Genomic DNA, 20,457 nt, shown 5'->3' on the forward strand with positions numbered 1-20,457 from the left:
GGCAATCTCGGCCTGTCACGTGAGCCTGATTCGGGACCGTCCGAATGCGGTCCGCCCACTCTGCTTTCGAATCAGGCGCGTTCCACCTCCGGTGAGGATGCCGGAGAAGGAGACGCCGCATGAAAAACGTCATCATTTTCGTCCTGGTGATCACGTCGGTTGTCGGGCTGTACATCGCGGCGACCAGCAAGCTGCGCATGAACCTCCATAACCTCGTTGGCGAGACTGCGGATATCGTTCGCGGCGATTTGAGCCTGCCGGTCAATGCCACCGGCGCGATTCGCCCGGCCCTGCGCGTGGAGATCAAGTCCGAAGCCAGCGGCGAAGTCATGGAAATCGGAGCCCAGCCCGGCGAGCGCGTTCGGGAAGGCGAACGGATGATCCGGCTTCAACCCGACGATGAGCAGCGCAGCGTCGACCGCGCCGAGCGGGAACTGATCGTCGCTCAGGCCCGGCTTGCGGAAGCCAAGATTGCGCTCGATCAGGCCAGGACGGCCGACCTCGAGGCGGCCAAAGCGCGGATTCAGCAACTGGAGGCCGCCGTGCGACTGGCCAAGCACCGCTGGGACAAGTGGAGTGAGATCGAAGAGAGCCAGAGGAGCGAGGACGAACTGGTCCAGCTCGAGACCAATTTCCAGAGCCAGCAGGCGCAATTACAGGAAGCGCGAGCCGCAATGACGAGCGCCCAGCTCAACATCAAGCGTTTCGAGGAATCCGTGCGGCAGAATGAGGCGTCCGTCGAAGCGGCCCAGACCAGCCTGGCCGACGCCCAGAAGCGGCTCTCGGAGACGGATATCGATTCGCCCATCAGCGGAATCGTTGCCGATGTGTTCACGCAGATCGGTGAAGTCATCCAGGGTGGCAAGACGACGTTTACCGGCGGGACGGTCTTGGCTGTCGTCCTTGATACGGACCGGCTCGTCGTCCGGGCGGAAGTGGACGAGTCGGACATTGGACGCGTTCTGGCCATCGCCCCCGCGTGGGCCAAGCCCGGTCACGAGGGCGAATTGACCATGCCCGAAAAATTGGAGGACGCGGCTGCTTCCATGCCGGAGGATCAGCAGCCGACCATTACCGTCGAGTCCTTCCCCGATAAGGAATTCAAGGGAGTCATTGAGCGGATTTTTCCCGAACCCAAGACGCTCAACAATGTCATCACGTACCTCGTCGACGTCGTCATCACGAGTGAAAACCGCGAAATGCTCCTTCCGGGAATGCGCGCCGACGTGCGTTTCACGGCGGAGTATGTGTCGGACGTGTTGCTCTGCCCCAACGAGGCGATCCGCGAGGGTCCCGAGGGCAAGCTTGGCGTGTACATTCCCGATCCGTCGTCCAGCGAGGAAGAGCGAAAAACGAAATTCGTCGCCGTAAAGCTCGGTTTGGATAACGGTGCCTTCTCCGAAATTCGGGATGGACTCAAAGAGGGCATGAAGGTGTATACGAAGCTTCCCGCCAAGAAAGACGACAATCGCTAGGCGAATGCAAGACAAGCCGTCGGCAAACTCCATGTGCGTCATCCGCGCCCGCCAGTTGCGCAAACAGTACCGCATGGGCGAGTCGGTGGTGAACGCGCTCGATGGGGTCGATCTGGAAATTCACGCGGGAGAATTCGTCAGCATCGTCGGGGCGTCCGGCAGCGGCAAGAGCACACTGATGCACATTTTCGGCTGCCTCGACCGGCCGACGGCCGGCGTACTCGAATTTCGCGGCGAGCGGATCGACGCCATGAACGAGCGACAGCTCGCCCGCATTCGCAACCGCCACATCGGTTTCGTCTTCCAGACGTTCAACCTCATCAATCGCACCAGTGCTCTCGATAATGTCGTCGTACCGTTGGTGTACACGCGGCGGTCCTTCTCGCGAAAGGCGGCCATGGCGGCCTTGGAGCGAGTAGGACTGGCTCGCCGATCGCGCCATCGTCCCAGCGAAATGTCCGGCGGCGAATGCCAGCGCGTGGCCATCGCTCGGGCCATTGTGAACAACCCCGAGCTGATCCTCGCCGATGAGCCGACGGGCAATCTGGACACACGAACCGGCGAGCAGATCATGGATATCTTCCACGGGCTGCATGCTGCGGGGATCACCATTGTGCTCGTCACGCACGAAATGGACATCGCCGCCCAGGCCCAGCGCATGATCCGCATGCGCGACGGGAATATCATCGAGGACGTCGCCATTACCGAGGCCCAGCGCCGCATGCTCATTACCAACGAGCAGGAATTCCAGATGCGTGACCGTGCACTTCCCGAGCCGGCCGCGCCCAGGGGGCACCGCAGCCCGCTGGCCGCGGGAGAGGGATAACCGACAGGCCGAGGTACCGACCGTCTCATGTTTCACTTACGCCTCATCATGATCGCCTTGCTGAGCCTGCGGCAGAACTTCCTGCGCTCCACGCTGGCCACGCTGGGTGTGATCATCGGCGTGGGCGCGGTGGTCTCGGCCGTATCCATTTTGGAAGGCGCCAAGCAAGACGTCTTGGAGCGCTTCGAATCCCTCGGCGCCGACCAGGTGATGGTTTTCAACGGTGCACAAAGGCATGGAGGCCGGGCGGTGAATCTCCAGACGCTGCTGCCCGAGGATGCGGACCTGATTCTGGAGGAAAACCCGGACCGCGTGGTTCGCGTTTCTCCGCAATGGCAGGGCGCAGCACAGATCAAGTATTTCGAAAACAACGCAGTCGCCCAGCTCCTGGGTGCGTCGGATGCCTATTCTCCAATGAACAATTACTTCGTTCAGGATGGGCGTTTTATCACCCGCGAGGACGTTCGCGGCATGACCATGGTGTGTGTATTGGGTTTCAAGCTCAAGGGCGAGCTGTTCGGTGCCCTCCCCGCGATTGGCAAAACCGTAAAGATCAACGGGAAGAGCTTCGTCGTCGTGGGCGTCATGGAGGAGAAGGGGGTCCTCGGATTCTCCGAAGTTGATCGTCAGGCGATCATTCCGCTTTCCACGGCCATGAACCGCATGTTCGGACAGCGATATCTGACCATGATGGTTGTCCAGTGCGCGGATACGTCCATGCTCGAATCGTGCATCGAGCGGGTAAAGAAGTCACTCCGCGTGGCCCACCGCATTCGCGCCGGCGAAGATGACGATTTCACGATTTTCACGCAGGAGAATTTCAAGCAGCAGTTCGGGCAGGTTACGCAGATTTTCGCCATCGTGCTTTACAGCATTGCGGGGATTTCCATCGCCGTCGGGGCGATCGGCATCATGAACATCATGCTCGTTTCCGTGACGGAACGAACGCGGGAGATCGGCGTACGCATTGCCGTCGGCGCCCGGCGGTTTGACATCCTCCGCCAGTTCCTGGCCGAGGCGAGCATCATCAGCATGTTCGGTGGATCGCTGGGCATCGTCTGCGGCTGGGCCATCTGCAACTTCCTCGAGAAATACACCGAAGTGCTCAAGACGCGCACGGAACTGACGACCGTCCTGTTTTCACTCTGCATGGCCCTGCTCGTGGGAATCGCCAGCGGGATCTACCCGGCCATTCGTGCGGCGCGGCTCGACCCGGTCCAATCCCTCCGGTACGAGTAAGGGCGCCTCGCAGGGATCCCGCGTCGTCTAATCTGCCGTGCCGATCCAACGCAGCACCCCGACTTCCTGCAACGAAGGATCCATACGCCGCAGATATGCGCCGAGTTGTCCCGCATGATGCTGGATGTGCCGGATGTTGTACACGTGCAATTCGGCGCGGGTGAAATTACGCCGCGCGAACCCGGACGGACCCTGAAGGGTCTCCGCGGTCTCGTTGGCAATTGTCCGCCGCGCCTTGGCGCGGCACGCCTTGGCGTAGGCGGTCAATTCGCCTTTCTCGAACCGTCGACTCGGATACTCGTTCTCGAACTCCGCCCAGCCCTGCGGATGCATTTCGGTTAGCTCAAAACGTTCTTCCGACGGAGCGAGGTAAAGGTCCGCGAAACACAGCGTGTGATACGCCACCTGCCAGAATGGATAGCGCGCCACCGGACCGTCCCACAACACCGCGGGGCAGGTTTCCAGGCAATCGTGCAGCATGGCCAGGGCGGCGTCATATTGATGACCGATCACGGTCTTGAGCAGGTCGATCATATCCCATATTCCTTCCAGCGCTGCTCGACCCGTTTGACGATTTCGCTGCTCATGGCGAGTTCGTCAGGCCAGTCGCGAACACGGCCTTCTCCGGGGATCTTGCGCGTGGCGTCAATACCGATCTTCGCGCCGGATCCGTACTCCGGCGTGGCGTGGTCGAGAATATCGCACGGCCCGTCGACCACCATAATGTCCCTCCGCCAGTCGACGTTCGCGCCCATGTGAAAGAGAACGTCCTGCTCGTCGTGGACATTCACGTTGCAGTCCACAACGACAATCATCTTGGAGAACATCATCTGCCCGGCGCCCCAGATGCTGCTGATGACCTTCCGGGCCTGCATGGGGTATTCCTTGCGGATGCTCACGAACACGCAATTGTGAAACGCTCCGAACATCGGCAGGCTGTAATCCACAATGTCGGGAATAAGCATCTTGAGGAGGGGAAGGAAAACGCGCTCGGTGGCTTTCCCGAGGTAATAGTCCTCCATGGGTGGCTTGCCCACGATCGTCGTGGGATACACCGGATCGCGTCGGTGGGTGATGGCGGTCACCTCATAGGCCGGGTAACGATCCGCCAGGGAGTAGAATCCCGTGTGGTCGCCGAACGGACCCTCGATCAGCTTGCGCTTGGGATCAACCCAGCCTTCAATGACAATCTCCGCATTGGCGGGTATTTCCATGGGAATCGTCTTGCAGGGCACAAGCTCGATGCCGCCGTCGTTGAGGAAACCGGCGAAGAGAAGCTCGCTGACATCCGGCGGCAGGGGACAGGTCGCCGCATAGGGCAGCACCGGCTCGCCTCCGAACACGATGGCCAGCGGCATGCGCTCGCCGCGCCGGGCGTACTTGCGGTGATGGCGGGCGCCGTCGTGGTGCATATGCCAGTGGACCGCCGCGAGTTTCTCGGAGAACACCTGCACGCGGTACATACCCACGTTGCGTTCACCGGAATCGGGGTCCTTGGTGTAGATTCCGGCAAATGTGATGTAGCGACCGGTGCCCTCGGTTGCCTCGGCCGGCTTACCGGCGTAACCCGCGAGCCCGTCATGCGGCCAGCATTGGATGATGGGCAGGTCGAACAGGCTTGCATCGTCAGTTCGGACGACTTCCTGGCAGATCCCGCGCTTGCCGATGCGCGGACCGAAACTCGCCAGCTTGGCGAGCTGCGGCAGTTTCTTGATCTTGTCCAGCAGCGTCGTCGGCATCTCCGGCTTGACGAGTTGCTGGACGCGATCCGCAAGCTCTTCGAAATCACCCACCCCCAGCGCGAGTTTCATGCGGGCGTAACTGCCGAACACGTTGATCGCAACGGGGAACCGGGAGCCGCGAACGTTCTCGAAGACGAGGCCGTGTCCGCCATACCGGCCGTGAACCGGGTCGGTGCGCGGAGGATCCTCGTTGCCGGCCGCGGGCGACTTCGAGACACGATCGGCGATCGCGCTGATTTCGAGAGCCGGGTCGACCTCGACGGCCACGCGCCGCAACTGCCCGCGTCGCTCGAGCTCCCGCAAAAAGGATTGCAAATCGGTGAACACGATTCGGCTCCTTCCAATCTGGTGTGGAGGGAGTGTAGTGTCGCACGCCCGTTTCCGCGAGCAATTCCAGGATCACCAATGAGCGCGGTTCACCCGAGATGCCGCGCTCCACTCACTCGCTTGAATCCGGGCCGTGTCTCCGATCCCTGAGCAGTACAGGGGAAGGCAACCCAGACACCCGAATTGCACTCGTGGACACCGCAGCGAGGAGAACACTACGATCGTGCCATAGACGTTCGGAGTCGCGCGGCGATGGCCAGCAACTCGGCGCACGCCTCCGCATCGCGCGTATTGACGGGGGAAAAGGCAGGCAGTTCGGTTCCTGCCGCTTGGAGGAGTTCCTCGGCCTCGGTAAGGGCAGCCTCGCATCCCGGCGGGTTCTCATCCGATATCGCTTCCGCATGGGCCAGGAGCAACCTTCCCAGCAGCATCTCCGCCCGCGCGACCTGCTCCGAACCGGGATCGTGTTTTCGCTCGGCCGCCAGCGCTTCCCGAGCTTCGATCACCGCCTCGGCGTGCAGTTTTATGCCTGCCAGAACCGTGGCGAGATGTGCCCGCGCGACAGCCGAACATCGGTCCGGGTCAACGGAGCACATGCGGCCCAAATCGGCGGCCCGGGAAAAGTGTCCGCGGGCGTCCTGCAGACGTTTGGCCACCGCGGCATCCAGGCCGAGGCTTATCCGCGTCTCCCATTGCTCCTCGACCGTTCCGTGCGCTTCGCGAAGACGAAGGGCCTGCTCGTGCATGCGCTCGGCGTTGGTCAACCGGTCCCGGCGTCTCTGCACGCGTCCGGCGTGCTCCAGGCTGGAAGCGGCCAGCCGCAGCAGCGCGGACCTCCGAGGGACTCCCCCGTCGTTCGCGGCGATCAGGGCGAGCACCGCTGCCTGAAGAAAGTACGGCTCCGCCTCGGCCGAATGCTCGCGTTCGACAGCGATGCGACCACGGACCCAAAGCGTCCAGGCCTGGGTCTCCAGGGAATCTTCGGAAACCGCCCTCAAATGGCGCTCCGCATCGTGCAGGCGCCTCTCTTCAACCGCCTTCCGTGCAAGCTGAGCATGCTCATCATCCGGTTCGAACATCGCCGGTTGAGCGGATGCTGCGGCCGCGGTTGTGCCATCATGTTGGGCCGATGCAGTATTCAATCCCGTTTCCCCTCGCCAAGCAGCTTCTGCAACGATTCGTCGATATCCTCGCCGAACACATTGACCGCGGCAATTCGACCGTCTACATCGATCAGGAACGTGGACGGCAGGGCGTTGGCTCCGAATTTGTCCGCCGCCCCGGCCGCGCCGCCATTCTCACCGAACACCTGCGGCCAGTCGATTTTCGCCTCTTTGATATAGCGCCGCAGGGCCTGCTCATCGTGGTCCAGGCTGATTCCGATCATGACAAAATCCGACCGCGCTTTGTACTTCTCATGAAGCTTCTTGAGCGATGGGACTTCCATCAGGCATGGTCCACACCAGGTCGCCCAGAAGTCGAGCAATACGGTATTCCCGCGCAAATCCACCAGCTTGATTTCATCCCCGTCCAGCGTCTTCACCGTAATCTCCGGCGGTGCGTCACCGGGCTTCCACCGCGATCCCGGACGCATACTCGCCTCGAACGCCTTTTCGGGAACCACCAGACGGACGGGCTCCGTCGCGCCGCCGGACACGCGCACGGGCGGAACAATGGCCGGATCAAGGCCCTGGATGGCGATCTCGAACTCATCCAGCGGAGTGTCGAAGAGCACAAACCGTCCGGATGGATCGGTCAGCGCCCGAAGACCGAGCGTGTCGTGTGCGCGCCAGCGAACCGCCGCCACGGTTACGCCGGGAAGGGGAGTTCCGTCCTCTTTCTCAACGACGCCCTCCACGGTGCCCCCGGGTCGGAGCCGGAAATCGACCGAGGCCGTCTCGCCCGGTTTGATGTCCGCAACCTTCAGTTCGGGCGCAAAACCCGAAAGATAGACGGTGATCGGTGTGCTTCCGGCAGCTACCCCACTGACCTCGTACCGGCCCTCATAGTTCGTCCACGCCCGAGGCCCCTCCGATGCGCTTCCGCCGCCTGCCGTCACGCGCGCTCCGTTTCGCGGCCGACCCTCGTCATCAAGCACAATCCCCGCCACACGACCCGCCCGCGACATGGTCAATTCATGTTTTGATCGCGTTTTTTCCGGGGGGAGCTCGACCGTCAAGGAGAAACCCTCTCCGGCCACATATTCCGTGTGCGACAACCGAACGAGCAATTGCTTCGCGTCAAACGACAAACCGCGAAACGAAACGTGCCCGGTGGAATCCGTGGCGAGCGTCCGGAAGTCATCGTGCTCACGATCGAGAATCTCCACTGTGGCTGCGGCGATTGCCTCCCCCGTATCGCCCTTGATGTCGAATTCAACGATCCGCTCGGGCTTCAGCACGAATTCCAGCGGAGCCTCCGGCTCAGCCCCGACTTGAATCGTCCGCTGTTCTTTGGCGTAGCCCTCTGCTTCGACCACAACCTGAGCCCGGCCGGGGGGAAGTCGCTCGATATGGAATCGCCCCTGCTCATCCGTCCGCCCCCGCCATTCTCGGAAAAAGGCCTGCACCACAACGCTCGCGCCGGCGACCGGTTCTTCCGGGGCGGCGCTTCGAACAACGCCGCTGATTTCGTGGGCACCTTCCAGCGTGACGCCGACGAAAGGAGATGGCTTCCCCTTCTCGAGATGAAGCTCCTCCCGGTAGGGGGCATAACCCGCTTTCGTGAGTACGAGCACAAAGGCGCCCTCGAGCGGCTCGGCCGCGCGCAAGGTGAAGTCGCCCATTTCGTCGGTGGTCCCTTCCAGGACGGGCTCCTTGCCACTCTCGGAGTCCTGTGTGGGGAACAGTTGAACGGCAACATCGAGCTGGCCCTGTCCCAGGTCATCCGTCACCTGTCCCGATACGACGACGACCGCCGGGCTCTTGTCCACGTCGGCATCCGTCTTGTCGCCGTTTTCGGGCGTTGCCAGCTGACCGGGCGCAGTGGCCAGGACGGAACAGAACAGCAGTGCCGATAAAAATGCCGTACGCCATCGGGACAACGCTGACTCGCCGTGCCTGCGCGCCCGGCCGTGTGCGCCGCACAACAGCGGAATCCCTCGCCGTCGTGCTAACGCCGGTCCGCCCTGAGCGTCTTCAAGTTGGCGAGTCTGCTGTCTCACGGCGTCGTTTCAGGCTCCGTTCGGTTGTCAGGAATTGTAATGCCCAGGATGCTGAACACATAGTAACGGTCACCATCATATTAACCGGCGGTCCCCATCTTGGAGTCCAGTATAATGGTCGACACCTTCGTGCGGGAGTCAATTGCCGCAGTTGCGCGAGTGAGATAGTATTGAAATGAGTCAACTCAATCCTGACCGGGCGACACACTCGATGCTTGTGGCCATTCGCCAAGTGTCACGGGAAGCATAGTCCGGTCCGCCGAGAGGAGCAGGTCGCATGAGCCCCCTGGATCAGCGAATCCGCGCCGCCCAGCGCCGCCTGTGGTTGAGCCGCTGGCTACAGTTGATTTCGTTCTGCGTCGCGATCGGGGGTCTGACGTTCGCCGCGTTTATCGCCGTGCAGCGTGGGCTGGAATGGGCCGTCTCACCGGCACCGGTATTCGGCGTCGTGGCGGGGGCTGCGCTGATCGCTTCGCTGATCATGCTCTGGGTCCGGAGAGAATCCCGGCTGGAAGCGGCGGCGCGCCTGGACGAAGCCGCCGGTCTGCGCGAGCGCATCAGCACCGCGACATACTTCGATGGCGCCGACGACCCCTTCGCCCGGGCCGTTGTCGTCGACGCGGAGAAGGTCAGCAATGCCCTGAGCGTGCGCCGTCACCTCAGGCTGGCGGTCCCGCGCAGTTTGGGTTGGGCAGGCTGCTCGGTTCTCGTGGCGCTGCTCGCGTTTCTCCTGCCCCTGGGCTGGTTGCGATCCGAAAGCGCGGAGGCCGCCGCCGATCGGCAGGTCGAAGTGCAGGAAACGAATCTCCAGATTCGCAAGAAGATGGATGAGATTCGCAAGCTGGCCGACGAGACGCCGGCGCTGGCCGAATTCCGTGACGACCTGGAAAAGCCTGAAAAACCCGAAGCATCATCCCCCCAGACCCCTTCGGGCATCCGCCACGAGGCCGTGAAGAAAATTGATCGCATGGAGGATCTCCTCAAGCAGAAGCGGACCGAGGCGGAGCAGGAAGGCGTCCAGGGGCTGAAGAAAATGCTGCGACGGCTCAATCCGCCCAAGTCGGAGGAGGCGGCCACACAGAAGCTGGCCAAGTCCCTTCAGCAGGGTGACTTCCAGGCGGCCAAGGAGGAGCTTCAGAAGCTGCGTGAGCAGCTCGCCACGCTGAAGTCTCCCGAGCAGCGGGCTGCGGCCGAGCAGATGACCAAGCAGATCGAGGAAGTCGCCAAGCAGTTGGAGGAGCTTTCCAAGAACAAATCGCTGGAGCAGAAGCTCACCCAGGCCGGCGTCAAGGAAGAAGACCTCAAGCGCATGCTCGAGAATCTCCGCAAGGAGGACATCGATCAGCTCAAGAACCAGCTCGAAAAAGAGGGCTGGACGCAGGAACAGATCGAGCAGATGGCTCAGCAGCTCAAGGAGCAGCAGACCGCCGGGGCCATGGCCCAGAAGTTGGCGCAGGCTCTCAAGTCCGGCGCCGCAGGAGCGGGGCAATCCGGTGATGCCATGGCGGGCATGAGCCAGGCCGAGCAGATGCTCAGCGACCTGGAAATGGCCGAAATGGAAATGGCCCAGATGGAAGCGGCATTGGCCCAGCTTCAGAACGCCCGCAGTCAACTGGGATGTAAATCCTGCGGCGGAAAGGGCTGTTCACAGTGTGGCGGTTCGGATCAGGGAAAGGGCCCGGGCATGGGTCGCAAGCCCGGGCAGGGTCGCGGCGGCATCGCTCCCGAGGAAGTCACCGATGTCGGCTTCAAGATAGAAAAAGGGAAAGTCCACACCGGCCAGGGGGCAATCATCGGGCAGACGCTCGTCGAGGGTGAGCAGATTGCAGGAGAGGCAGCCGCCTCCCCCCAGGAGGTCATCGCCGCGGCGGAGCGCGATGCCAGCGACCGGATCAACCGGGACCGCATTCCCCGCCAATACCACAAAGCCATTCGGGAGTACTTCTCGACCAAGCCCGATGCGGGTCAGCCCGCGACCGCCCCCGGTCCCGCCCAGGAGCCCGATTCCCCCACGGACAATGCTGGCGGATCGAACCCATCCGGGTCACAATCCTCCGGTCCGTCCACCGCATCGCCGCCCAAGTAGGGTCGCGGCAGTATCTCGATGGAACGTGTCGTGCCACGGCCAAACAGCCTACGTCCGATCATCCACCAATTCGCCGACAGAATGTCCGCGCCGAACAGCAACGAAGGGGAGAGGCCGCGGGCGCTGGGTCGGTTGGTGATGCTGGTCACCGCGCTCGTGGTGCTTCTGCTTCCTTTCGGGTGCAGGTCACGGCATGATCGGGATCCCCGCGTTGTCGGCGTGTTTGGCGGACTGGGCATGGGTCCCGGCGATTTCAGCTATCCCCGCGCCGTCGCCGCCGACCCCGACGGGACAGTCCTGATCGTGGACAAGAGCGGCCGGATCCAACGGTTTTCCTCTGAGGGCAAGTATATCGACGGATGGCGCATGCCCGAGACCGAGGCAGGAAAACCGGTCGGCCTGACCGTCCATCCCGATCGCCGCGTCTTCGTGGCCGACACCCACTACCACCGCGTCGTCATATTCAGCCCCGAAGGCGAACAGCTCACGACCTTCGGCTCCGAAGGAGATGGCGACGGCCAGTTTCGCATGCCCACGGACGTCGCTTTCGACTCCGACGGGAACATCTTCGTCAGCGAATACGGCGGGAACGATCGCATCACCCGCTGGTCTCCCGCACTGATGTTCGATCGTGTAGTTGTTTCCGGTGAAGTCGCAGGGTTGGGGCTGAGCCGCCCCTCGGCGGTCGACTTCGACGCGGAGCAGACGCTCTGGATCGCCGACTCCTGCAATCACCGTCTTCTGCGCATCTCCCGAGATGGGAAGCTGCTCGGTGTTTTTGGCAGCATGGGTAGCGAGGCGGGGCAGATGCGCTACCCGTACGACATTGCCGTGGCGCCGGGCGGGCGGATCATGGTTTGCGAATACGGCGGCGATCGATTGCAGTGGTTCGATCAGGAGGGACACGCACAGGGTACGTGGGGCGGAAGCGGTCGTGAGCCCGGACAACTGCACGCCCCCTGGGGCGCCGCGTACGGAGCCAATGGCATGATCTACGTCGTCGATTCGCTCAATAGTCGTATTCAGATCCTCCGGCCATGATGTTGCTCGCTCTGGCCTTACCCGTTCACTTTGCCGAGCCGCAATGGCTCTGGTTGGCGCTGCTCGTTCCCGTACTCGTCTTGGCATCACTTCGAAGTCTGGCGGGGCTGGAGCCCGCCCGGCGCGCCATCGCCCTGGTCGTTCGCTGCTTTGTGGTCATCGTTCTGATCGCCGCCCTCGCTGGCATCGAGTACGTGCGCCGAACCCACGACCTGACCGTGATCTACCTGATGGACCGCTCGCACAGCGTGGAGGCGCTCGAGCGGCAAGAGGAAGACTTCATCGTCAATTCCACGGAGGACATCCCCAAAGACGACCGCGTGGGAATGATCGACTTCGCCGGGCAGGCCTTCCTCCAGCAGTTGCCCATGCGCGGCGGCTATTTCATTGGCGAAGGCCGCCTGCCGGAGATGCCTAACAACGATCGCACGGACATGGGCGCGGCGTTGCGCCTCGCCATGGCCATGTTCCCCCACGATACCGCCCGCCGCATCGTCCTCCTCAGCGACGGCAACGACAACATGGGCGATGTCATTGGCGAAGCCCGCCGCGCCGGCGCCAGTGGAATCCCCATTGACGTTGTTCCGCTACGTTACGAGCGCCCCAACGAGGTCTACTTCGAACGCCTTCTCGCCCCCACGTTCGCCGAGCCCGGGGAGCAGGTTGAGCTGCGCATGCTGCTGGGATCGTCGAAGAAGGCGGTCAGCGGAACCTTGTCCGTCTACGTCAACGGCGAACTGCTCGAATTACCGCCCGATGCATCAAGGGTGAATATCAAGCCGGGCCGCGAGCTCTTCGTGCTCAAACTGCCCGTCCAGTCCGAGTCGACCCAATCCTACGAAGTCGTTTTCCGTCCCGACGATGACAGCCTGGACGGCGTGGCGATGAACAACAGCGCCCGTGCCTTTACCTTCGTGTCCGGAAAGAGCCGCCTCCTCGTGGTCAGCATGAATCCGCAGTATGACCAGCCGCTGGTCGATGCGCTGCGCAGCGAGCACGTGCTGGTCGACGTCAAGACGCCCGAGGAACTGGGCGAGTTCCTTCTACCGGACATGATGAGCTACTCGGCGATTCTCCTGGCGAACGTCCCGGCGACCGTCTTCACCGACGACCAGCAGCAGGCCTTGGCGTCATACGTAAAGGATATGGGCAGTGGTCTGATCATGACGGGCGGCGACGAGGGTTTCGGCGCCGGCGGCTGGCTGGGCAGTCCCGTCGAAGAAGTCATGCCCGTTCAATTCGAAATCAAGCACAAGAAGGTCATTCCCCGCGGCGCCCTCGTGCTCATCATGCACAGTTGCGAAGCCGCTCGAGGAAATTACTGGGGAAAGGAGATGGCCAAGAAGAGTGTGGACACCGTCTCCACCCAGGACTACGTCGGCGTGCTAGCGTATACGTATTCGCCCGGCGGAGAGAATTGGGAAGTTCCGCTCGACTTGAACACGAATCGCGCGGCCGTCAAGGCGCGCATCGACCGCATGCAGATCGGAGACATGCCGGACTTCAACACCACCATGCGCCTCGCCTACGACGAGCTCACCAAGGGGCGCGGGCAGGACGCCGCACAGAAACACGTCATCATCTTTAGCGACGGCGACCCCCAAGCCCCAACGCCACAACTCCTCAGCCAGTATGTCGAAGCCAAGATCACCGTCAGCACAATCGGTATTGGATGGGGCGCACACGTCATGCAGACGACCATGCGCCAGATTGCCACGGCAACCGGCGGCAATTTCTACGCCCCCCGCGATCCCCGCCAACTGCCGCAGATCTTCACCAAAGAGTCCAAGGTCGTACGGCGCCCGCTGATCGTGGAAGACCCATTCTCGCCCCAGGTTCTTCAGCCGGAGAGCGCTCTCCTCGCCGGATTATCTCCGGGCAATTTCATCCCTCAGCTCGACGGCCTCGTCCTCACCTCGCGCCGGGAGAACCCCAACGTCTTCGTTCCGCTGGTCAAGTCCACGGAAGACGGCTTCGACCCGTTGCTTGCGCATTGGCAATATGAGCTGGGCAAGACGGCCGCGTTCACCAGCGGCTACTGGCCCAAGTGGGGAACCGCCTGGACCCAGTGGAGCAAATTCGCCAAGCTCTGGTCGCAGATCGTCCGCTGGACCATGCGACAGGACACCCCGGCAAACTTCGACACCTACACGCGCATTGAAGGCGACAGGGCCCACATCGTCATCGACGCCCTCGACAAGGACGCGGGTTATCTGAACAACCTCACCCTTCGTTCGCGTCTCGTCGGCCCGGACAATCGCCCCCTGGATATCCGTTTCACGCAAACCGGCCCCGGAAAATACGAGGCCGAGTTCGACGCCGCCCGCGCCGGACAATACCTGGCCAACGTCCAGCTCTACGAAGGAAACACGCCGCTCGGCACGGTTCGTACAGGCGTCTCCGTGCCGTTCTCGCCCGAATACCGCGACCTGGCCACGAATGAATCCGTCCTGCGACAGGTCGCCGAAATCACAGGAGGCCGGTGGCTGGACATGCCCGGCCGCGAGGCGAATATCTTCGCCAAGGACCGTCCGTCCACCGAAGCCCGCCGCCCCGCCTGGGAATGGGTGCTCGCCTGGCTGCTTCTGCCCGCATTCCTGCTGGACGTCGCCGTTCGGCGACTGGCCAACTGGCTGGCGCTGTCGATCGTTGTCGAGATCGTGGTGCTCGTCGTTCTTCTCTACGGTGTCGGCCTGGCCTATGGAACCCTGTGGGGAATTCTGGGCGCGATTCTTCTTGCCGAACTCATCGGCTGGACCATTCGCTTCCGGTATATTCCCGTGCTGTTCGACATTCTCACCCATGGGACCGCCGCACTGGAGAAGGCGGGCGAGCGTGGAGCCGCGGCCCTCGAGCAACTGCGCGAAACGCGGGAGCGGATCCGCCAGGAGAAGGAGCGTCAGTTGGGCGACGCCCCCAAGCGTATCGCCCAGCCGATGGAAGATGCCACAGACCGTGCCGCGCGGCGACGCTACGATGTAGGCGACGCAGGCGCCAAGAAGCCCGCAGGCGATCTCTCGAAATCACTCGGCGGCGCCGAGGGCGAATCGTCAGGCGACAAATCCGAGAAGGACGCGCCGAAGGGCGCGGAGGAAACGTCAACTTCCCGACTGCTGCGAGCCAAGCGCCGAGCACGGGGGGATACCGACAAGAAGGAGTAAGCGGAAATGGCAAGCAACATCGACCCGGCCGTCGAAAAAGCCACCATGGCCTTTCGCGAAAAGTTCGCCACCCTGCGCAGCGAGATCGGCAAGGCCATCGTCGGGCATGACGACATCATCGAAGGCGTAATGACGGCGCTCTTTGTCGGCGGCCACGTCCTTCTCGAAGGCGTCCCCGGCCTCGGCAAAACCTATCTCATCCGCACACTTGCCCAGGCCGTCGACCTCGAATTCTCCCGCATCCAGTTTACGCCCGACCTCATGCCTGCGGACATCATCGGCACCACCATCATCACCGAGGATCCCGCCACCGGCCGGCGCACCTTCGAGTTCCAGAAAGGCCCGCTCTTCTCCCAGATCGTCCTCGCCGACGAGATCAACCGCGCCACGCCCAAGACGCAATCAGCCTTGCTCGAAGCCATGCAGGAGCACTCCGTCACCGTCGGCCGCACCCGCCACGAACTCCGCGAGCCCTTCTTCGTCATGGCCACGCAGAACCCCATCGAGCAGGAGGGCACCTACCCGCTCCCCGAGGCCCAGCTCGACCGCTTTCTCTTCAAGCTCGTCGTGGAATACTCCGGCCGGGAGGAACTCCGCACGATCCTCGACCGCACCACGACCGGCCACAAGGCCGATATCCGCAAGGTCACCACCGGCGCGGAGATCATCGAAATCCAGCAGCTCGTCCGCCGCGTGGTCATGGCTCCGCACGTGCAGGACTACGCCATCCGCCTGACCATGGCCTCGCACCCGCGAGGTGAATTCGCCGTGGATGTGACCAACAAGTACGTTCGCTGGGGTGCCAGCCCGCGTGCCGTGCAGACCATCGCCCTCGGCGCCAAGCTCCAGGCCCTGCTCGACGGCCGCTTCAACGCCAGCTTCACCGACGTCCGCAAGGTCTTCCTCCCCGCCATGCGCCACCGCGTCTTGTTGAATTTCGAAGGCGAGGCCGAGGGCATCGGCACCGACGACGTGCTCACGGAGATCCTCGAAAAGACGCCGACGATGACGGAAGCGGCGGCGTAGCTTCTGTTCTTCCTATGCTGACGGAGGACTGAATATGAAACCAACAGGTATGAAGAAATGGTATCCACTGACCTTGTCGATTATCGCGGTTTGCTCAACGAATACACTTGCAACTGGTGAGACGGAGACTCCCTATATCACAGTTTCAGGCGAAGCAGAGGTGCGGGTTGTTCCTGACATCGTTGTACTGACACTCGGCGTCGAGACAACCGATGATGAAATTGCCAACGCCCGCAGGATTAACGCAGAGCGCGTCAAGAAGTTGATTGCACTGGCCCAAGAATCCGGCGTCGAGCCACGGCAGATTGCAACCGATTTTCTTGAGATCGAACCGGTATACGACTACCACGACGGTCACCCCCAACGGAAGCTGCTCTATTACCGGGCCCGCATCACGTTAGCCATCACGCTCGACAAGATCGAGGGATTCGACGACTTGGTCGTCTCTGCTTTGGAGAACGGAGCAACCCACATTCACCAAATCCAGTTTCGGACTTCTGAACTTCGCAAGCACCGTGACAGAGCTCGTTCTTTGGCGATCCGCGCAGCACGAGAAAAGGCGGATGCATTGGCCGGCGAATTGGGGCAAGTGGTTAGCCGCCCCCTCAATATCAATGAAGGCGGTTCGAATTGGTGGTCTTGGTACGGGAGTTCCTGGTGGGGGGGCGGACGAGTATCCACCATGTCGCAGAATTCTATCATGAACGCGCCCGGACCTGGCATTGGTGGCGAAGAGGGCATAGCGCCCGGGACGATTTCCGTAACGGCGAGCGTGAGCGTGAGATTTGAAATGGGACCGGGAGGAACCCCCGGCGATCATTGAGTGAGAGACGGTCCAGTTTGTCCCGGAGTTAGCCTCGGATCAAAGGGTTGGAAGCGCGAGGTCCGTTGGGGCCGCCTCGCGAACCATCTTTCGTTGTGCTTACGCCCCCGCCCCGGCCGTCCGCTTTGCCATCGTCTGCGTGATCTTCTCCCCGAGGGACTCGACCGTGAAGGGCTTCACGATGTAGTTGTTCACCCCGGCCTTGATCGCTTCCAGCACGCGGCTCTTCTCCGCCTCCGTCGTGCACATGATCAGCACCGTCGACTTGTCCGTCTCGCGGATCTTCCTGATCAGCGTGATGCCGTCCATGTTCGGCATGTTCCAATCCACCAGCGCCAGGTCCGGCTTGCTCTCCGCGAACCGGGCCAGGGCCTGCACGCCGTCTTCGGCCTCCGCCACGTCGGTGAAGCCGAGCTGCTTCAGCACGTTCTTCTGAATGTTGCGGATGGTCCGCGAGTCGTCGACCAGGAGGATTTTCACGCCGTTGCTCCTGCGGTTGCGGGGGCCACTGCTGCGCCCGCCTTCTTGAGAACCATGCCGACCTCAACGTGAAACACGCCGGCTTCCGTCGTACAGGGAATGATCAGACGCGGCGAACTCCTCGACGCCGAGACATTGTGCTTCTCCCCGACGATGACGCTCGGCAGCGAAATGCTGATGTCCAGGCCCTCGAAATGCGCCTTGGCCCCGCCCGCCACCATGTTGGCCAGTTCGCCGACCGCATCGGCAAAATCCGGATGCTGCGGCGTGATGTCGATCCCCGCGAAACGGCTCGCGATTTTCGAGGCCGCGTCGAATCGGAAGTGCAGAACCACGCTGCCCGCCGCATCACCGGAAAACCCGATGACACCGGTTACGTCGCTGGACGGATCAACGCCCGTTTTCAGCTCCGGCTTGCCCATGGTGATCGGCAGGGAGCACATGGTCTCGAACGTATTCCGGATCGACTTGGCGAACGCGTTGATATATCGGACGTCCATGCTGGGAATTTCCTGGTATGCGTGACTGACAATCCCACCGTCCGCATGCTCGTAGCGGCCGGCTTCGGTTGTATCGACGCCGCACCGCAGGGACTGAAATCGTTGGCAGCGGAGTTTCCGGCTGTTTCCCGTTCTCCCGTCGGCCGGCCCACGCGGAGCTGTTTCAGGCCCGGGAATGCAGGTTAGTACATGCCCTTATCTGCCCAGGTCCGGAATGAATCTCCGGACCCAACCAGCGATCCAAACGCGTCGATAATAGATCTGCCGGAATGGCGTATGACCGGGGCGGGAGCTTCCGAAGCCTCGCGGAAGACGTGGTCTTCGGGCGCATTCCCGGAGCGTGGGCGCTGCGCCCGCAATCGTCCTTCGTCGAGTTCGACAATGGGGGGTATGGCCTACATGAACGAGGGCAGCGCCACGCAGCATGTCATCCGCACCGTTCGGCTGGATGACGTCGGCGTGGGGAAAATCCTTGATACGCTCGACGAAGCGGATGTCACCAACGGTTCCGATGCCAGCGTGGTCCGCTACCGGTATCGGCTCAAGGCGCTGGTTCTGCACATCCAGCAACTGGGAGCCAGCGAGACCTTTCATTATCTCGTGCCCACCCGGAAGCTCTCTCACGTCGACCTCTGCTTTCTGTTCGGCGGATTCATCCATCCCGGCACGCGCTGCATGGCCCAGCTCATCACGCCGCACGGTACTTGGAACAACGCGGCGGGTGAGGTCGTCAGTTGCCGTTACGTTTCCAACAACATCCACGACGTCATGATGTGCTTTGACCAGCACGTCGACCCCTCGGTCTATTGTGCCGAGGCCGTGGACTCCCGTGTCCTCGTGGTCGAGGACGATCCTTCGGAAGCGAAGCTGCTGGCGTTCCACCTGCAGAAACTCAATGCCAAAGTCGAAATCGTCGGCGACGGGCAGCAGGCCTTGGAAATGGTCCAGAGTCACACGTTTGATCTGATCCTCATGGACATCCTTCTGCCGAACCTGGACGGCATCGAAGCCGTCAAGGAACTCCGCAAGAGGGGATACAGCGGAACGGTGGTTGCCGCGACCTCTCTGACGGCCCCCGAGGATCGCGATCGCTGCCTGGCCGCCGGGTTCGACCGCTATCTGGCCAAACCTGTTTCGAGAACGGAGCTGGCCACGGTCATGGCATCGCTCCGCGAGGAGCCGCTGTTCAGCAGCCTGATGGACAGCCCCGGCATGGAACCGTTGATCGACGAATTCGTGCAGGGTCTGCCGGGGCGAATCCGCGTGTTGGAAGAGGCCCGCATGCACGGCGACCTGGAAGGGGTCAAGCAGGTGGCCCGCATGCTCAAGGCGCAGGGCAGTGGATTCGGGTTCGATCCCATCACAGACGCCGCCGGCAAGATCGAGAAAGCGGTTCTTGCGGGCAGTGCACTCCAGACCCTGGGAGATGACATCACCCAGCTCATTCGACTCTGCATGCAGGCCCGCAGCAGCACCCGGGCGGAATAAACAGCCCCAATCGCGGAAACCTCTGCCCTGACGGCTTGACTCGCCCGGTAGGTCTTTGTACTATCCCGCGTTGACGGATTTCGGGTCAGGATTCCGGCCGTAGCGTTATCGGGCGATTTCGATGTCGAGCCAGCGCCAACTTCATATCCAGCGCCTTGCGGGACGTTGCGCCTGTTGCTGTTGTTGTCATGGGGCTTAAGGAACCTCCCGAAGGCTGGAAGATTCGATCGAGCGTTTAGACGAATGGCCCGCGGGATGGTTCCTGCGGGTTTTTTTGTGTTCGGATCCGGGGTTGCCGACCGGAACACCGACCCGGGCGACCGGGTCGCCTCGCCGCCGGGGGGAAAAGAGGAGCAAGAGCCGTGGAAATGGAGCTTCGAGAATCGCGCCCGATTCTGTCCATCAACGAGGACACGCCGACCGATGAGTTCATTGCCTGGTCGCTGGAACGCTTCGCGGGCCAGAACATGGTGATGACGACGTCGTTCGGAATGGAAGGATGCGCCCTGATCGACATGTATGCACGGCACGGGCGGCCCCTGACCGTGATCTATCTCGATACGATGTTTTTCTTCGAGGAAACGTATCGCCTTCGTGACCGGATGGCCGAGCGCTATCCGCACCTGACGCTCGTCAACAAGGGCACGGAATTCACGCCCGAAGAGCAGGAACGGCAATTCGGACCCGCCCTGTGGAAGAGCCAGCCGGACCTTTGCTGCCGCATCCGCAAGGTCGATCCGATGTTCGGGGCGATGGAAGGTGTGGACGTCTGGATCACGGGGCTGCGGCGGAGCCAATCGTCGACGAGAGCGAACATCAAGCTGATCGACTGGGACTGGAAGTACCATGTCCTGAAGATCAGCCCGCTGGCCAACTGGGAACGTCCGCAGATCTGGGAGTATATTCAGAAGCACGATGTGCCTTTCAATGAATTGCATCTCAAGGGATATCCGACGGTGGGATGCACGCATTGCACGCAGCCGGTCGAAGGATCGAAAGTGGGTGAATACTCGCGCGACGGTCGCTGGGCCGGCCAGGGCAAGACCGAGTGCGGTCTGCACGGCGGTGCCGGTATCTGAG

The 20,457-nt window shown here is 62.1% G+C and carries 16 protein-coding genes; 10 read left to right on the forward strand and 6 right to left on the reverse strand.

All coding sequences use genetic code 11. The annotated features are described in order from the left end of the window. Nucleotides 1-119 precede the first annotated feature (119 nt). From J5J06_16770 to J5J06_16780, 3 genes are read left to right on the forward strand one after another with little or no spacing between them, the layout of a single operon-like run. Entirely contained in the window at nt 120-1,475 is a 1,356-nt protein-coding gene (locus tag J5J06_16770; GenBank protein MCO6438749.1) for an HlyD family efflux transporter periplasmic adaptor subunit, read from the forward strand. 31 nt (nt 1,476-1,506) lie between these two features. After that, entirely contained in the window at nt 1,507-2,301 is a 795-nt protein-coding gene (locus tag J5J06_16775; GenBank protein ID MCO6438750.1) for an ABC transporter ATP-binding protein, read from the forward strand. Nucleotides 2,302-2,328: 27 nt separating this feature from the next. Continuing rightward, a complete protein-coding gene (locus tag J5J06_16780; GenBank protein MCO6438751.1) occupies nt 2,329-3,540 on the forward strand; it encodes an ABC transporter permease in 1,212 nt (403 codons plus the stop codon). A 27-nt stretch (nt 3,541-3,567) separates the two neighbouring features. On the opposite strand, the gene J5J06_16785 is transcribed toward J5J06_16780, so the two are convergent. From J5J06_16785 to J5J06_16800, 4 genes are all read right to left on the reverse strand, one after another. After that, nucleotides 3,568-4,074, reverse strand: a complete 507-nt coding sequence (locus J5J06_16785; protein ID MCO6438752.1) for a DinB family protein — start codon at nt 4,072-4,074, stop codon at nt 3,568-3,570. Beyond that, entirely contained in the window at nt 4,071-5,612 is a 1,542-nt protein-coding gene (locus tag J5J06_16790) for a menaquinone biosynthesis decarboxylase (GenBank protein MCO6438753.1), read from the reverse strand. The genes J5J06_16785 and J5J06_16790 overlap by 4 nt, the downstream gene beginning before the upstream one ends. 212 nt (nt 5,613-5,824) lie before the next feature. Then, nucleotides 5,825-6,751, reverse strand: a complete 927-nt coding sequence (locus J5J06_16795; GenBank protein MCO6438754.1) for a hypothetical protein — start codon at nt 6,749-6,751, stop codon at nt 5,825-5,827. Then, complete coding sequence (locus J5J06_16800) at nt 6,748-8,652, reverse strand: carboxypeptidase regulatory-like domain-containing protein (GenBank protein ID MCO6438755.1); 1,905 nt, start codon at nt 8,650-8,652, stop codon at nt 6,748-6,750. Before J5J06_16800 ends, J5J06_16795 begins: the two co-directional genes overlap by 4 nt. Before the next feature lie 397 nt (nt 8,653-9,049). Here J5J06_16800 and J5J06_16805 point away from each other — a divergent pair, with 397 nt between their 5' ends. The 5 genes from J5J06_16805 to J5J06_16825 are packed head-to-tail and all read left to right on the forward strand — an operon-like array spanning nt 9,050 to nt 16,909. Then, nucleotides 9,050-10,858, forward strand: coding sequence for a hypothetical protein (locus J5J06_16805; protein ID MCO6438756.1), 1,809 nt, complete (start codon nt 9,050-9,052; stop codon nt 10,856-10,858). A 30-nt stretch (nt 10,859-10,888) separates the two neighbouring features. Continuing rightward, a complete protein-coding gene (locus J5J06_16810; protein ID MCO6438757.1) occupies nt 10,889-11,899 on the forward strand; it encodes an SMP-30/gluconolactonase/LRE family protein in 1,011 nt (336 codons plus the stop codon). Further along, complete coding sequence (locus J5J06_16815) at nt 11,896-15,060, forward strand: VWA domain-containing protein (GenBank protein ID MCO6438758.1); 3,165 nt, start codon at nt 11,896-11,898, stop codon at nt 15,058-15,060. The genes J5J06_16810 and J5J06_16815 overlap by 4 nt, the downstream gene beginning before the upstream one ends. Before the next feature lie 6 nt (nt 15,061-15,066). After that, nucleotides 15,067-16,086, forward strand: a complete 1,020-nt coding sequence (locus tag J5J06_16820) for a MoxR family ATPase (protein MCO6438759.1) — start codon at nt 15,067-15,069, stop codon at nt 16,084-16,086. A gap of 34 nt (nt 16,087-16,120) precedes the next feature. Continuing rightward, complete coding sequence (locus J5J06_16825) at nt 16,121-16,909, forward strand: SIMPL domain-containing protein (protein ID MCO6438760.1); 789 nt, start codon at nt 16,121-16,123, stop codon at nt 16,907-16,909. Nucleotides 16,910-17,008: 99 nt separating this feature from the next. On the opposite strand, the gene J5J06_16830 is transcribed toward J5J06_16825, so the two are convergent. After that, entirely contained in the window at nt 17,009-17,389 is a 381-nt protein-coding gene (locus J5J06_16830) for a response regulator (GenBank protein ID MCO6438761.1), read from the reverse strand. Beyond that, nucleotides 17,386-17,889, reverse strand: coding sequence for a chemotaxis protein CheX (locus J5J06_16835; GenBank protein MCO6438762.1), 504 nt, complete (start codon nt 17,887-17,889; stop codon nt 17,386-17,388). The genes J5J06_16830 and J5J06_16835 overlap by 4 nt, the downstream gene beginning before the upstream one ends. A gap of 381 nt (nt 17,890-18,270) precedes the next feature. On the opposite strand from J5J06_16835, the gene J5J06_16840 reads away from it, so the two are divergent. Both J5J06_16840 and J5J06_16845 read left to right on the forward strand, forming a co-directional pair. Next, a complete protein-coding gene (locus J5J06_16840) occupies nt 18,271-19,377 on the forward strand; it encodes a response regulator (protein ID MCO6438763.1) in 1,107 nt (368 codons plus the stop codon). 362 nt (nt 19,378-19,739) lie between these two features. Beyond that, complete coding sequence (locus J5J06_16845) at nt 19,740-20,456, forward strand: phosphoadenylyl-sulfate reductase (GenBank protein ID MCO6438764.1); 717 nt, start codon at nt 19,740-19,742, stop codon at nt 20,454-20,456. The last annotated feature ends 1 nt before the right edge of the window (nt 20,457 follow it).

Source organism: Phycisphaerae bacterium, assembly GCA_024102815.1.
In the GTDB taxonomy this organism is placed as follows: domain Bacteria; phylum Planctomycetota; class Phycisphaerae; order UBA1845; family UBA1845; genus JAGFJJ01.